This is a genomic window from Polaribacter sp., from assembly GCF_965656025.1.
Lineage (GTDB): Bacteria > Bacteroidota > Bacteroidia > Flavobacteriales > Flavobacteriaceae > Polaribacter.
In genome coordinates this window covers 2,857-16,575 of the sequence record NZ_CBFHJT010000015.1, presented here as the reverse complement: position 1 = coordinate 16,575, position 13,719 = coordinate 2,857, and the positions used below count along the sequence as shown (strand labels likewise).

The 13,719-nt window shown below is 31.4% G+C and carries 14 protein-coding genes and 1 pseudogene; 6 read left to right on the top strand and 9 right to left on the bottom strand.

What is annotated here, in order from left to right; genetic code table 11:
* Nucleotides 1-128: 128 nt before the first annotated feature.
* Entirely contained in the window at nucleotides 129-1,358 is a 1,230-nt protein-coding gene (locus tag ACTG3S_RS04410; RefSeq protein ID WP_439128161.1) for a 3-phosphoshikimate 1-carboxyvinyltransferase, read from the bottom strand.
* Nucleotides 1,359-1,413: 55 nt separating this feature from the next.
* On the opposite strand from ACTG3S_RS04410, the gene ACTG3S_RS04405 reads away from it, so the two are divergent.
* Nucleotides 1,414-4,521 carry a VPS10 domain-containing protein gene (locus ACTG3S_RS04405; RefSeq protein WP_439128160.1) on the top strand — a complete coding sequence of 1,036 codons (3,108 nt, stop codon included), beginning with the start codon at nucleotides 1,414-1,416 and terminating at the stop codon, nucleotides 4,519-4,521.
* A 206-nt stretch (nucleotides 4,522-4,727) separates the two neighbouring features.
* Here ACTG3S_RS04405 and ACTG3S_RS04400 read toward each other — a convergent pair whose 3' ends face one another.
* From ACTG3S_RS04400 to ACTG3S_RS04390, 3 genes are all read right to left on the bottom strand, one after another.
* Nucleotides 4,728-4,976 (bottom strand): hypothetical protein, encoded by a 249-nt coding sequence (locus tag ACTG3S_RS04400; protein WP_439128159.1) that lies wholly within the window; start codon nucleotides 4,974-4,976, stop codon nucleotides 4,728-4,730.
* A gap of 1 nt (nucleotide 4,977) precedes the next feature.
* Nucleotides 4,978-5,304 carry a nucleotide pyrophosphohydrolase gene (locus tag ACTG3S_RS04395; RefSeq protein WP_439128158.1) on the bottom strand — a complete coding sequence of 109 codons (327 nt, stop codon included), beginning with the start codon at nucleotides 5,302-5,304 and terminating at the stop codon, nucleotides 4,978-4,980.
* Between the two features lie 177 nt (nucleotides 5,305-5,481).
* Nucleotides 5,482-5,913, bottom strand: coding sequence for a winged helix-turn-helix transcriptional regulator (locus tag ACTG3S_RS04390; protein ID WP_439128157.1), 432 nt, complete (start codon nucleotides 5,911-5,913; stop codon nucleotides 5,482-5,484).
* 71 nt (nucleotides 5,914-5,984) lie between these two features.
* Between ACTG3S_RS04390 and ACTG3S_RS04385 the strand changes: the two genes are divergently transcribed.
* From ACTG3S_RS04385 to ACTG3S_RS04370, 4 genes are read left to right on the top strand one after another with little or no spacing between them, the layout of a single operon-like run.
* On the top strand, nucleotides 5,985-6,758 hold the full coding sequence (locus tag ACTG3S_RS04385; protein ID WP_439128156.1) for an SDR family oxidoreductase: 774 nt from the start codon (nucleotides 5,985-5,987) through the stop codon (nucleotides 6,756-6,758).
* Nucleotides 6,751-7,209 carry a hypothetical protein gene (locus ACTG3S_RS04380; RefSeq protein WP_439128155.1) on the top strand — a complete coding sequence of 153 codons (459 nt, stop codon included), beginning with the start codon at nucleotides 6,751-6,753 and terminating at the stop codon, nucleotides 7,207-7,209. The genes ACTG3S_RS04385 and ACTG3S_RS04380 overlap by 8 nt, the downstream gene beginning before the upstream one ends.
* Before the next feature lie 11 nt (nucleotides 7,210-7,220).
* Nucleotides 7,221-7,679, top strand: coding sequence for an anthrone oxygenase family protein (locus ACTG3S_RS04375; protein WP_439128154.1), 459 nt, complete (start codon nucleotides 7,221-7,223; stop codon nucleotides 7,677-7,679).
* A 23-nt stretch (nucleotides 7,680-7,702) separates the two neighbouring features.
* A complete protein-coding gene (locus ACTG3S_RS04370; RefSeq protein ID WP_439128153.1) occupies nucleotides 7,703-8,191 on the top strand; it encodes a hypothetical protein in 489 nt (162 codons plus the stop codon).
* A gap of 165 nt (nucleotides 8,192-8,356) precedes the next feature.
* Here ACTG3S_RS04370 and ACTG3S_RS04365 read toward each other — a convergent pair whose 3' ends face one another.
* The 5 genes and pseudogenes from ACTG3S_RS04365 to ACTG3S_RS04345 all read right to left on the bottom strand — a co-directional run.
* Entirely contained in the window at nucleotides 8,357-8,911 is a 555-nt protein-coding gene (locus ACTG3S_RS04365) for a thioredoxin family protein (protein WP_439128152.1), read from the bottom strand.
* 100 nt (nucleotides 8,912-9,011) lie between these two features.
* Nucleotides 9,012-10,223, bottom strand: a complete 1,212-nt coding sequence (locus tag ACTG3S_RS04360; protein WP_439128151.1) for an NAD(P)/FAD-dependent oxidoreductase — start codon at nucleotides 10,221-10,223, stop codon at nucleotides 9,012-9,014.
* A complete protein-coding gene (locus ACTG3S_RS04355) occupies nucleotides 10,220-11,149 on the bottom strand; it encodes a GYDIA family GHMP kinase (RefSeq protein ID WP_439128150.1) in 930 nt (309 codons plus the stop codon). Before ACTG3S_RS04355 ends, ACTG3S_RS04360 begins: the two co-directional genes overlap by 4 nt.
* On the bottom strand, nucleotides 11,149-11,475 hold the full coding sequence (locus tag ACTG3S_RS04350) for a DUF1569 domain-containing protein (RefSeq protein WP_439128191.1): 327 nt from the start codon (nucleotides 11,473-11,475) through the stop codon (nucleotides 11,149-11,151). Before ACTG3S_RS04350 ends, ACTG3S_RS04355 begins: the two co-directional genes overlap by 1 nt.
* A gap of 132 nt (nucleotides 11,476-11,607) precedes the next feature.
* Nucleotides 11,608-12,876: pseudogene (locus tag ACTG3S_RS04345) on the bottom strand (hydroxymethylglutaryl-CoA reductase, degradative); the annotation flags it as partial.
* A gap of 291 nt (nucleotides 12,877-13,167) precedes the next feature.
* On the opposite strand from ACTG3S_RS04345, the gene ACTG3S_RS04340 reads away from it, so the two are divergent.
* On the top strand, nucleotides 13,168-13,719 hold a 552-nt coding region (locus ACTG3S_RS04340), incomplete at its 3' end, for a prohibitin family protein (protein WP_439128149.1).

The window sequence follows — 13,719 nt, the reverse complement described above, 5'->3', positions numbered from 1 at the left end:
GGTATTTTGCTAATAATTCTTCTGGTAACTCGAATTCGAAGTTTGATAATTTCATAAATATATTTTATTATAAAAGTTGCAAAGATACGATATCGAAATAGGCGTTGTCAAGTGTTTGCCTGTTTAATTTAAAGTTTATCTATTTTAATACCAATTTGTTGCATATCATCCCAAAATTTTTGGAACGATTTTGTAACCACCTCTGCATTTAAAATTTTAATAGGAACTTTTAGAGCCAAAGGTGCAAAAGCCATAGCCATTCTATGATCATTATAGGTTTTAATAGCAACATTTTCTTCGATTCCTGATGATTTTTCTAAATGTAAACTCTTATCTGTTACAGAAATAATAGCTCCTAATTTTGTTAATTCGGCTTTTAAAGCCTCTAACCTGTCTGTTTCTTTAATTTTTAAGGTGTGTAAACCTGTTAAATTACAAGAGATTCCTTCAGAAAAACATGTAACTGCAATGGTTTGCGCAATGTCTGGCGCATTTTTTAAATCGATTTCTAAAGTTTTTTGTGTGGTTGCAGTTTCTTTTTTTAAAGTGATACAATTATCACCAAAAGAAGTAGTGACTCCAAAATGTTGGTAAATTTCAGCCAAACAAGAATCGCCTTGTAAACTTTCTTTTTTATAAGCGGTTAATTGAATGGAAGAGCCGATTTCTGCAGAGGCAATAATCGAATAAAAATAACTTGCCGAAGACCAATCTGATTCTACAACTACGGTTTGTTTCTCTATAGATGTTTTTGGTAATACTTCAATAATGTTTCCATTAAAAGTTGCTTTAATACCCAATTGATGTAATAAGCTTAAAGTCATATTTATGTAGGGTATAGAAGTAATATCACCCAACAATTCTATGGTTAAACCGTTTTCTAATTTTGAAGCAATCAATAATAAAGAAGAAATATATTGACTACTTACATTTCCATTAATTTGAACTTTATTTTTAGTGATTTTTTTCCCTTTGATTCTTATGGGTGGATACCCAACTTTATCTTCATAAGAAATTTCTGCACCCAAATCTTTTAATGCGTTTACTAATATTTCTATCGGTCTATTTTGCATTCTTTGAGAGCCAGTTAAAACCACTTCTCTATTTTCTTTTACAGCAAAATAGGAAGTTAAAAAACGCATTGCAGTTCCTGCATGACCAATATCTACAACTTCATCTTCTGTTGAAAGTGCATGTTGCATGTGCACAGAATCGTCGGAATCTGATAAGTTCTCAATCAAAATCTCTGGAAATAAGTTTTGCAAAATCAACAATCTATTCGATTCACTTTTAGAACCAGAAATTGTAATTTCTTCCTTTATTTTTTTATCCTTTAAAACATTTAACAATATGTCCATTCTAAAAATTGATTTTAATTCTTACTTTTAAACTTTAATACAACAACTTACCAAGATGAAAAAACTACTTTTTATGGCATTTTGTTTGCTAATTTCTGCAAATGCCAAAGTTAATGCACAAAAAAAATCTACCAAAGTTTCTAACCAATATTTTAGCGAAGTAAAATATAGAAATATTGGCCCTTTTAGAGGAGGCAGAAGTGCTGCTGTTACTGGGGTTTCTGGTAAAGCCAATCTTTTTTATATGGGCGCAACAGGTGGTGGTGTTTGGAAAACTACAGATGCTGGTAACACTTGGCAGAATATTTCTGACGGATTTTTTGGCGGTTCTGTAGGTGCAGTTGCTGTTGCTGAATCAGACAATAACGTACTTTATGTGGGGATGGGAGAAAAAACCGTTCGTGGTAATGTTTCGTCTGGAGACGGTATGTGGAAATCTGAAAACGGAGGAAAAACATGGACTCATATTGGATTAGAAAACGCAAGACATATTCCTAGAGTTCGAATTCACCCAAAAAACCCAGATATTGTTTTTGCTGGAGTTATGGGAGATTTGTACAAACCAACCCAAGAAAGAGGTGTTTATAAAACTATTGACGGCGGAATAACTTGGAAAAAAGTATTATTCTCTAACGAAAATGCAGGAGTTGTAGATTTAATAATCGACCCTAACAACCCGAGAATTTTATACGCCACTACCTGGAACATTAGAAGAACTCCTTACAGTTTATCTTCTGGTGGAGAGGGTTCTGCAATTTGGAAAAGTACAGACGAAGGTGAAACTTGGACAAATATTTCTACAAACAAAGGCTTGCCAAAAGGTGTTTGGGGTATTTCTGGTGTAACAGTTTCTCCTGTAAATTCTGATATTGTGTATGCTTTAATTGAAAATAAAAAAGGAGGCGTTTACAAATCTTTTGACGCTGGTAAAACTTGGCGTTTGATAAACTCTGAACGTAAACTACGTCAAAGAGCTTGGTATTACACACGTTTGTATGCAGATACGCAAGATGAAGATATTTTATATGTGCTAAATGTACGTTATCACAAATCTACAGATGGAGGAAAAACATATAAAACGTACAATGCACCTCATGGAGATCATCATGATTTATGGATTGCGCCAGAAGACAATCAAAGAATGATTATAGGAGATGATGGTGGTGCACAAATTTCTTTTGATGCAGGTGAAAATTGGAGTACATATATGAATCAACCCACTTCTCAATTTTATAGAGTTACCACAGACAACCATTTTCCTTACCGAATATTGGCTGCGCAACAAGACAATTCTACTGTAAGAATTTCGCACAGAACTGCTGGTAGGTTTATTACAGAATCTGACTGGGAATCTACTGCAGGTGGAGAAAGTGCACATATTGCTGTAGATCCTTTAAATGATGATATTGTTTATGGAGGAAGTTATGGTGGTTTATTGACAAGAAAAAATCATAAAACTGGAGAAACCAGAGCGATTAATGTTTGGCCAGACGATCCTATGGGTCATGGAGCAGAAGATTTTAAATATCGTTTTCAATGGAATTTTCCTATTTTCTTTTCTCCTAACAATAAAAAACGATTATATGCTGCCTCTAATCATTTACATGTAACAGAAAACGAAGGTCAATCTTGGCAATTAATTAGTCCAGACTTAACTAGAAATGATCCAAAAACTTTAAAATCTTCTGGAGGACCCATTACACAAGACAATACAGGTGTAGAATATTATGGAACCATTTTCGCAGCAACAGAATCTGCTTTAGAACCAGGTTTAATTTGGACGGGTTCAGATGATGGTTTGGTACACATTTCTAAAGATAATGGCGCAAATTGGACAAATGTAACTCCTAAAAAAATGCCAGAATGGATGATGATTAATTGTATAGAAGTAAATCCTTTTGATAAAGGAAGTGCCTATATTGTAGGTACAAAGTATAAGTCTGGAGATTACAAACCATACATTTACAAAACAGAAAACTACGGAAAATCTTGGAAATTAATTGTGGATGGTATTGAGGAAGAAAGTTTTACAAGAGCTTTAAGAGCAGACCCAAATCGTAAAGGATTGCTATATGCAGGTACAGAAAAAGGGATGTATATTTCTTTTAATGATGGTAAAAATTGGGAGGCTTTTCAACAAAATTTACCAATTGTACCAATAACAGATTTGGCTATTAAAAACGATAATTTAATTGTAGCAACCCAAGGAAGATCTCTTTGGATTATTGATGATTTAACACCAATCCATCAATTAAACAAAAACGTTTTAAAACAAGATGTTGTTTTATACAAACCAAAGGACGCTTACAATATGAGTGGTGGTCGTGGAAGAACCTCTAGAACTGCTGGCACCAATCATCCAGGAGGTGTTGCTGTGAATTATTTTATCAAAGAAAAAGGAGAAAAGGATGTAGTTTCACTTTCATTTTTTGATTCAAATAATCATTTAATAAAAAAATATAGCACAAAACCAGACAAAGAAAAAGAGGAAGAAACGTTAAAAGTTGAAGACGGAAATAATATTTTTTATTGGAACATGATGTATCCTGGAGCTGAGTCTGTAAAAGGGATGATTTTATGGTGGGCATCTTTAAGTGGCCCAATGGCTTTACCCGGTAATTATAAAGTTGAGTTGGCTGTAAATGATACAAAAATGACTCAGAATTTTAATATTCTGAGAAACCCAACTTCTGAAGCGACAGAAAGTGATATGAAAGCTCAGTTTGATTTTATCAATGATATCAACAAAAAAATGACGGAAATACACAAAGCTTTAAAGAATGTGAAAAAAGTAAGAAGTCAGGTTGGTTTGTTAAAAAAATCTATCAAAGACAAAGAAAAACACAAAGCGTTGTTAGAATATGCAGACAATTTGGTAAAAGACATGACTAAAATTGAAGAAACTTTATACCAAACCAAATCTAAAAGTGGGCAAGATCCTTTAAATTTTCCAATACGTTTAAACAACAAATTAGCACATTTAAACTCATTAACTAGAATGGGAAATTATGCACCAACGCAACAAGCAATCGATTTTAAAAATGAAATTACAAAAGAAATAAATGCTGAATTGGTAAAATTAAATGCGCTTTTTACCAATGGTGTAAAACAACTGAACCAAAAAGTAAAAGAGAGTGATATTGATTTGATTCAGCTAGATTAAAAGTTATATTTTTTAGATTATAAAAAAAGTCAGTTTTAAAAATTTAAAACTGACTTTTTTTTTGATTCCTGCGAAGGCAGGAATCTATATTTTTTTTTACATAAAAAGCTAAAAAAACAATTAAAACACTTTTTTTAAATAGTGACTTTTTTAAGTTTTTAAAAACCTCTTTCTGGATTCCTGCCTTCGCAGGAATGACAAACCACTTATTTCATTTTTTTATTGGTAACCCAAATACCATAAAATGTACTAATTACTACTTTTAAACCCCAGAAACTTTTCCATTTTCCGTTAGCAAAATTGGTGGTATTTACTTTTGCAAAATCACCTGCAAAAATATCTCGCCAACTATTCATAAATAAAGAAATTAAGGTTACCAGAATAAAAAAAGGAATGGCAACTTTTGCAAAGTTTTGCCAAAATAAGGGTTGTTTTATTTTCTGTAAAAAAGTCATATTATTTTAATTTTTGGTTGTTTTGATGACGATTGTGATCTCTTTTCGTTTTTAAATTTAACTTTTTCTCAAAAGCATCTTGTAAGTTGATTCCTGTTTGGTTTGCCAAACATAACACTACAAAAACAACATCTGCCAACTCTTCACCTAAATCTTTGTTTTTATCAGATTCTTTTTCGCTTTGTTCTCCATAACGTCTTGCAATAATTCTGGCAACCTCTCCTACTTCTTCTGTTAATTGCGCCATGTTTGTAAGTTCGTTAAAATAACGAACTCCGTGATTTTTAATCCAATCGTCTACCTGTTTTTGTGCGTTTTCTATGTTCATACTTGTAAGTTTTTAAAAATACAAAGTTACAAAGTATAAAAGAGAGTTTGGTAGTATAATTTAGTTTGTCTCTAAACTTATTTTCTTATAACTTCGCTAACTTCGAATATAAGTCATTAAAACGACGTCATATTCGTCTTAAGTTAGCTGTAATTTAAAAAACCGAAGAACACCTATTTAACTTATCGTATTTTGAACAAATTCACGATAGCCATTCTGAATATGTTGAATAACAATTAACTTATCATTATTAAATCCTTTTTCTGAAATAGAAAACATTTTTGGATTGAATTGACGAAAATTTTTATCTGCAAATAGTATTATTTCTGTAATCATTGGAGCTAATGCAATTCCTTTTTCCGTAAGTAAATAAGTGTTTTCTTTCAAATTTTCGGGTAATTTCCTTTTTGTAATCAACTCAAAACATTCCAATAATTTTAACCTTGCAGACAAAATACTTGGTGCAATAGCTTCTTCCGAAGCTGAAATTTCTTTAAATGTTTTCTTGTGTCCAAGCAACATATCTCTAATAATTAGCAATGACCATTTATCGCCAATGATATCAAGGGTAGAAGCAATTGGACAACTCGACCGAAATTTATTTTTCATCTTTTTTACTATTAATTCGATAGTAATTATTATTTTTACTTTCAATTCAATAGTAAAATTACAAAAGTAAAATGAAATACAATAATCAAAAAGTATTAATTACAGGCGGAAGTTCAGGAATTGGGCTTGCACTTGCCAAAAAATTTATGGAAAACGATAATACTGTAATAATTACAGGTCGTAATCTTTCCAAATTAGAAACGGTACAAAAAGAGTTTCCAAGCATTCATATATTTCAAAGTGATGTAACAGATGATGCGGAAGTCAGAATGCTAGCTGATGATATTCAAGAAAAATTTGATGGGGTTGACATCCTTATCAATAATGCAGGCATTATGAATTTGGTAGATGCGGGAAATGAGGATAATGACTTGCAAAAACTAATGCAAGAAATTGAAATTAACTACAATTCGCCTATTAGAGTGTTGCACTACTTTCTTCCGCAACTCAAAAAAAGTAAAAATGCAGTTTTGATAAATACTTCTTCGGGATTGGCTTATGTACCTTTTGCACAAGCACCTGTTTATTCAGGTACTAAATCTGCTTTGCATTTTTGGACAAAAGGAATTCGCCCACAGTTAAAATCACACCAAATAAAGGTAGTTGAACTTTTGCCTCCTGTGGTTGATACCCCAATTTTTGATAATGTTGGTTCAGCAGAAGAGAGCAAATTTAAACCTATGCCACCACAAAAATTAGCCAATCTGTTTTGGAAAGATTTCATTAAAGGAAAGGAAGAAATAACGCCTGGGCTTTCCTCACAACTAAAATTGATGAGCAGATTAGCACCAAAATATATTTTTAAACAATTAAACAAACAACCTATTCCAACAACTAATGGATAACCAACAGTACTCAAAAAAACCGCCAAAAATAATCTATATAATTGTTGCTATAACCTTACTCACTGCTTTAAGAGTACAAACGTTATTTTTCTTTTCTACATTAGAAATGAATGGTGGAAACAATCCTGATGCTTGGCTTGCACCTTGGGTTACAGATTCTATATTAGGACTACTAGTTCCAATAGTTATATATTATTTACTCAAAGGCAAGGGCGCAAAAATATGGGCATTATTAATTATGTATAACGCACTTGGAGCTTTTGATTATGCTACAGGAATAGCCACACAATACATTCATCCAATGTCGATAGAAACGGCTAGTCCCACACTTGTTTATAGTTCTCTATTTTTCACCTTAATTATTCAAAGCATAGCTGTTTTTTTACTTTTTAAGAAATCAGTAATGAATCACTTTTTTAAATATGAATCAGCACATATCCTTAACCACTAAACTTTAATATTATGAAAAAAACACTACCCTATATTTCTATAATAGCCATTTCTGCCTTTCTTGGTAATATGCTTGTTATCGGGTTTGGATTTGGAACGTATTGGCAAACGTTAGAACCAATGGCATTTCAAAAACAATTTACTCTTCAATTTCCCAATCTTTTGCCACCAACTATGGGTATTTTATTACCAGCTTTGATTGCAACAATTGCAATGATTATAAATACCAAAGGTCAAACAAACACACGTAAAAATTGGATTATAGCATTTCTAGGTTTATTTATAGCTTGTACTATCACTACAATATATCATTTACCTACTAATTTTGGATTTATGGATTCAAGATATACCTCAGAAGAAGTAGTAAGCAAACTGAACTTATGGTTGATTCTTCATTGGATACGTACATTTTTTGTATTTATATCTGCTATTTATTCAGTCAAGGCTTTCTCATCAACACAAAAAAATTAAAACAATTATTAAACAAATAAATTATGGACAATTTTACAATTTTCAATATGCAAACTGCTGCAGGTTTGCTAACATTTTATTTTGCGTTTAAATGGTTCGTATTTCCAAAACTCGCCAAACTTTCAATTTATGATGCTCTTGTACCAATGGTACTAATTCACGGACTTCGGTATTTAGGAATGGTATTTATGGTTGACACTCAAGTTTATGATGCATTTCCTGATGATTTGGCATTTACTGTAGGAATTTGGGATTATAGTACTGCTATACTTGCTGTTATTACAGCTTTTGCTTTGAAAAATAAATGGAAATATGCCATAGCCTTAACTTGGGTGTTTAATATTTTTGGATTTACTGACTTAATTGTAGCATTTCCGCAAGTTTTTGAAATCGAATTCTATAATTACGATTTAGGAACTATGTGGTGGGCATTTACTACTATTGGAGTTGTGAATATGATAAGTCATATCTATATTTTCAGTAGACTTATCAGAAACTTGAAAAAGAAATGACAAACATTCGGAAAGAAAAACTACAGCTACAATGTATATAAAAAATAGCGGTTTAGGTTCGTGCCTGAATCGCTATTCTATTAAATTAAGTATATTGCTTATTGAAATGTAAGTGCTTTTTAATCTGCTACTTTTCATAAACCAAACATTAGCGAAACCAAAAAATCACTTCCATTTAATACCACAACCTACACTGGGTTTTTGGTTTTCTAATGGATTTTTGTTGGCTAATAAATTATCTAATGCTTTTCTTATATCCTTTCCTGTAACAGGTTTTTCATTTCCTGGTCTAGCATCATCTAACTGTCCATGATAAACAGATTTTAAATCTGCATCAAATACATAAAAATCTGGTGTACATGCAGCATCATAAGCTTTGGCTACTTCTTGTGTTTCATCATATAAATACGGAAAAGGATAGTGTTCTTTTTTTGCCAACTCTTTCATTAACTCAGGAGCGTCTTGTGGATAATGTTCTACATCATTAGCACTGATGGCTATAAAATTGATGTCCTTTTCTTGATAATCATTTGCTAATTTTACCAATGCTGAATTTACATGAATTACAAAAGGACAATGGTTGCAAATAAACATAATTACAGTTCCTTTTTTACCTTTTGCTTCTTGTAAAGAAACATTCTGATTGTTAACAGTATTGATTAAGGTAAAATCTGGAGCTTTTGTACCTATTTTAAATTCGTTGGATTCGGTTCTTGCCATAACAATGGTTTGTAGTTTTTAGTTATTGGTTTTTAATCTGTCATCTATTTTATGAAGAAGTTTAATTTAACTTTCATAAGAATTTCGTTTTGTAAAAAAATTAATTTTTAGCCAGCGCTTTTGCACAAATATAACCACCTGTCCAAGCATTCTGAAAATTAAAACCGCCTGTAACCGCATCAATATTTAAAACTTCACCCACAAAAAAGAGGTTTTTGTGTTTTTTGCTTTCAAAATTTTTAAAATTGATTTCTTTTAAATCTAAACCACCAGCTGTTACAAATTCGTCTTTAAAAGTGGTTCTACCATTGGCATTATAAATTCCTTTGGTAAGTTCATTGGCTAAATTTTCTAACTGTAAATTACTTAAATCTGCCCAGTTTTGAGTTTTAGAAATGTTAGAAAACACTACAAAACGTTCCCACAAACGTTTCGAAATTTCTGCAAAAGGTGATTTTAAAATCACCGTTTTTCTGGGTTCTTTCTTTTTTAAGTTGAGTAATATATTTAACACTTTATCTATGGGCTTAGACAACCAATTAATGGCTACATTGTATTGGTAATTTTTGTCTGCCAAAACTCTGGCACCAAAAGCAGATAATTTTAAAACAGCAGGCCCACTCAAACCCCAATGTGTAATTAATAAAGGTCCTGAAGCTTCTAACTTTGTACCCACAATATTTACAGTTGCATTGGGCACAGAAATGCCTAATAAATCTAAAATTCTTTGATCGTTGATATTAAAAGTAAATAAAGACGGAACAGGAGCTATAATATTGTGAGATAAGGTTTTGCAAAGTTCCCATACTTTTTTAGAACTTCCTGCAGCAATTACAACTTTATCTGCTTTAAAAGTTTGCTCTTTTGTGTTTACAATCCATTTATTTTCTTGTTGGTAAACGGAATTTACACCACTATTTGTTAACACTTTAATATTTAGTTTATCAACAGCTTTTTGGAAACAATCTATAATTGCTTGACTTGTATTTGCCTCTGGAAAAACACGATTATCTTCCTCTATTTTTAAAGGAACTCCTCTATCATCAAACCATTCAAAAGTATCTCCTGTCATAAAAGTATGAAAAGGCCCCAACAATTCTTTTTCTCCTCTTGGATAGAATTTCACCAATTCTTTAGGTTCAAAACAAGCGTGCGTAACATTACATCTTCCTCCTCCCGAAATTTTTACCTTCTGCAAAACATCTTTCCCTTTTTCTAGAATTGTAATGTCTAAATCTGGATTGTTTTCCTTCGCATTTATGGCTGTAAAATAACCTGCTGCTCCTCCTCCAATTATAATTATGCTATTCATAATATCATTTCTGAATATGAAAGAATAGTATCATATCCTTTATTTTTAAAGTAATCTGGTGTTTGTTCATTTCCTGTAACCATCACAAAATCGCCACCCCAAGCACCTAAACTTTTTATTTCACCCAAATGATAATCTGCAAATAATTTTTCTTTAACAGATTTCATTTTTATTATTGATGCAATAATTTCTTCATGTTCTACAATTAATTTATCAAAATCGGAAATTGACTTAACCTCTAAAAACTCATTAGAAATTTCGGAAATTCTTTGAATCTCTTTCTCAAAATTTTGTCCACTTTCTCTAAATTTGGCAATACCTTCTTTAGAATCTTGTTTCTGATTTAAGTATATAAAAAATATATTTTCTTTAAAAGCAGGATTGAATTTCACTTGCGCTACTACAGGTTTTTTATTTTCTATTTGATAAAAAATGGGCGTATTGTTTTGCGCACAAGCAATATCGTATCCACTTCCTTTAAAAGAATTCCATAAAAGTTGAAATGCATCTACTTTTGCCCAAGATGCAATTGAGTTTATTAATGTTGACGAACTTCCTAACCCCCAATTTCTAGGAAAAGTTAATCTTGTTTTTACAACAAATCCGTTTTCTAAATTCAAAAAATCTGGATTCATACTTTTTGCTTCCTTTAAAATATCCAATAAAGTTTCTGCTATCAAATCTGCTCCACCATCTTTATCTGAGTTAAAGGTTGCTGACTTTAAACGTAGTTTTTTTAAATCGAAAATTGCTTCAAACCAACATTCTCCTTTATGGGTAAAACTTCCCCAAATAATCTCTGGTTCGTTTATTTTTTCAACCGATAAATCTTGCCCAAATTTGGTAGGTAGTGCCAACGATTTTGATCCATCTAAAACAAGGTACTCTCCTGTTAAAAGTAATTTTCCGTTCGAATAAAAATTCATTACACTAAATTAAATTGTTTAAAATGATGTGTAAAATGTTTTACATGAAATTTTTGCCAATACGCATAATCTAGTTCTCCAAAAAATGGATGGTTTTCTGTTTTGGCAGATTTAAAGTGATGGTGAAATTTTTCTATTTGAAATATTAAATCGTCTATAGATTCTTCGATAGAATTATATTTTGGAGGATAAGGTTCTTCTGAAAGTGTTTTTGGTTTGAAACCTACTTGCAATTCACCATCCGTATCTAAAAACTCTTTTCTTCTTGCTGATTTTTCATCTTCAACAAAATCATCCGCATTAATTCTTCCGTTAGAAATTCTCATAAGTAGACTTAAATGTTCTATCATTTGTTGTCCGTTCATTTTACCAAAAACAGGTTTTGCGTCTGCTTTTAAAGAGGATAATAAACCTTTTAATTCATTTTTGTCAGAAAAATGCACCCAATTTGTTTTCTCTTTTTTAATTGCTTCAAACTTAGTAACCACTGCTGAATGAGATACTGTTTTTCCTTCAAAAAAAGATTCTATTTTTTCTTTTTCAAGGTCAGTTGCTCCTAATTGATTTAAAATATTTTGCAAGTGCATTTTCATATGTCCATGCTGTATACCTTTAGTTGTTAAAGCTCTTAAAGCTGCAAAATTCTGAGCCAAACCAGCAGCTGCCATAATTTGCATCAACTCTTTTGCAGAGGGTTTTTGCAACATTTCTAAAGATAATTTTGCTAGCGGATGTAAAGCTGTTAAACCACCTACAGTTCCTAAAGCTAATGGCAGTTCTATCCAAAACTTAAATATTCCATCATCAATAGCACAATGAGATAAACTTGTGTAAGATCCATTTCTTGAAGCATAAGCGTGTACACCAGCTTCTACAGCTCTAAAATCGTTTGCTGTAGCTAAAACCACAGCATCAACACCATTCATTATTCCCTTATTATGAGTAACTGCTCTATAAGGTTCTACAGCAGCAATTTGTACAGCTTGGTAAAATTTTTCTGCAAATTTTTGTGGATTTTCACCACCCAAATCTTCTATTTTACAACTTACTTCTGCTTTCACTAAACATTCTGGAACGTAATTAGACAAAATACTCATTACAATTTCTATATCATCATTTCTAAATTTAGTAGCAATGGCTTCTAAACAAGAATTGATAAAATTTGCACCCATAGAATCTTTCGTTTCAAAGGTGATGTGTAATTGATAATAATTGTCTAGTTTCTCGGTTTTATCAACTAATTGTATGTCTAAAATTCCACCACCACGTTTTTCCATATTTTTGGTAATGGAAGCAGTTGCAGCGTATAATTCTGTTTTATTTTTATTGAAATAAGCTACCAAATCATCTTTATTTCCAGCATACATAAAATGCACTTGCCCAATTTTAGTGGTACCTAAAACTTTGGTTTTAAAACCTCCTCTTGTGCTCCAAAATTTGGCTACTAAAGATGCTGCTGCAACCACAGAACTCTCTTCAATAACCATAGGTATTGCATATTCTTTGTTATTAATTACAAAGTTTGGGGCAACTCCCATTGGCATATAAAAGTTAGAAATCGTGTTCTCTATAAAATCGTCGTGTAGCTGCTGCAGTTTTTCATCATCATTCCAATATTGTTTTATAATTTCTATGGCATTTGTATTATTTTGAAAATAATTTTCTGCCAACCATTGTAATTTTTCCTCTTTGGTAAACTTTGAAAAACCAGATATTTTTTTGCTCATTTATTCTATTATAACTATCAACAACAAATATAAATTAATCTAATTTAAACCTTTCGAATATTCTAGAAGTCTTTTTGTATTTAATTGATGATAAATTTTAAAATTATTAGAAAATTTTAATTCCTTTTTAACAGTTAAATATTAGATCCATAAAATTTTATGAAAAATTAACTAAAACCCTACAAACCATAAGAATTTACAATAATTAAATCAATAAAATCAATTAATAAAATCGCATTAATAAAAGTATTACTATTAGTTTTGTTAGTGTTAAATTTAAAATCTTTAGACATGAAAAAATTCGGATTACTAGTATTGGTAATGGGTTTATTTACAAGTTGTGCAGTTATTAGACCAGGAGAGGTTGGCATAAAACAAACTTTAGGTAAATTTTCTGGTGATGTTAAAACCCAAGGAACTGTAATTTACAATCCGCTAATTAGTAAAGTTGTAAAAGAGTCTACCCAAACAAAAAACATTAAATTATTATTAAGTTTACCAAGTAAAGAGGGATTAAGCGTAAACTCTGAAATTTCTATTCTACACAGATTAGATGGTACTAAAATTACTTCTATTTTAGAAAACTTAGGTCCAGATTACGAATCTGTGATAACAAGTGTCTTTAGATCTGCTGCTTCTGATGTTTGTGCGCAGTTTTTTGCGAAAGACATGCATTCTGGTATGCGAGCTAAAATAGAAAAACAGATTCTAGAAAAAATGAAAGTGAACCTAGAAAAACAGGCTGAAGGGATAGAATTAATTGCAGTTTTAATGAAGAGGATTCAGTTACCAAGAGGTTTAGCTAGTTCTGTAGAAAGAAAATTACAAGCAGAACAAGATGCG

Coding starts and splice junctions, on each gene's coding strand:
- ACTG3S_RS04410 (WP_439128161.1), bottom strand. CDS start 1,358: ATGGACATATTGTTAAATGTTTTAAAGGATAAAAAAATAAAGGAAGAA.
- ACTG3S_RS04405 (WP_439128160.1), top strand. CDS start 1,414: ATGAAAAAACTACTTTTTATGGCATTTTGTTTGCTAATTTCTGCAAAT.
- ACTG3S_RS04400 (WP_439128159.1), bottom strand. CDS start 4,976: ATGACTTTTTTACAGAAAATAAAACAACCCTTATTTTGGCAAAACTTT.
- ACTG3S_RS04395 (WP_439128158.1), bottom strand. CDS start 5,304: ATGAACATAGAAAACGCACAAAAACAGGTAGACGATTGGATTAAAAAT.
- ACTG3S_RS04390 (WP_439128157.1), bottom strand. CDS start 5,913: ATGAAAAATAAATTTCGGTCGAGTTGTCCAATTGCTTCTACCCTTGAT.
- ACTG3S_RS04385 (WP_439128156.1), top strand. CDS start 5,985: ATGAAATACAATAATCAAAAAGTATTAATTACAGGCGGAAGTTCAGGA.
- ACTG3S_RS04380 (WP_439128155.1), top strand. CDS start 6,751: ATGGATAACCAACAGTACTCAAAAAAACCGCCAAAAATAATCTATATA.
- ACTG3S_RS04375 (WP_439128154.1), top strand. CDS start 7,221: ATGAAAAAAACACTACCCTATATTTCTATAATAGCCATTTCTGCCTTT.
- ACTG3S_RS04370 (WP_439128153.1), top strand. CDS start 7,703: ATGGACAATTTTACAATTTTCAATATGCAAACTGCTGCAGGTTTGCTA.
- ACTG3S_RS04365 (WP_439128152.1), bottom strand. CDS start 8,911: ATGGCAAGAACCGAATCCAACGAATTTAAAATAGGTACAAAAGCTCCA.
- ACTG3S_RS04360 (WP_439128151.1), bottom strand. CDS start 10,223: ATGAATAGCATAATTATAATTGGAGGAGGAGCAGCAGGTTATTTTACA.
- ACTG3S_RS04355 (WP_439128150.1), bottom strand. CDS start 11,149: ATGAATTTTTATTCGAACGGAAAATTACTTTTAACAGGAGAGTACCTT.
- ACTG3S_RS04350 (WP_439128191.1), bottom strand. CDS start 11,475: ATGAGAATTTCTAACGGAAGAATTAATGCGGATGATTTTGTTGAAGAT.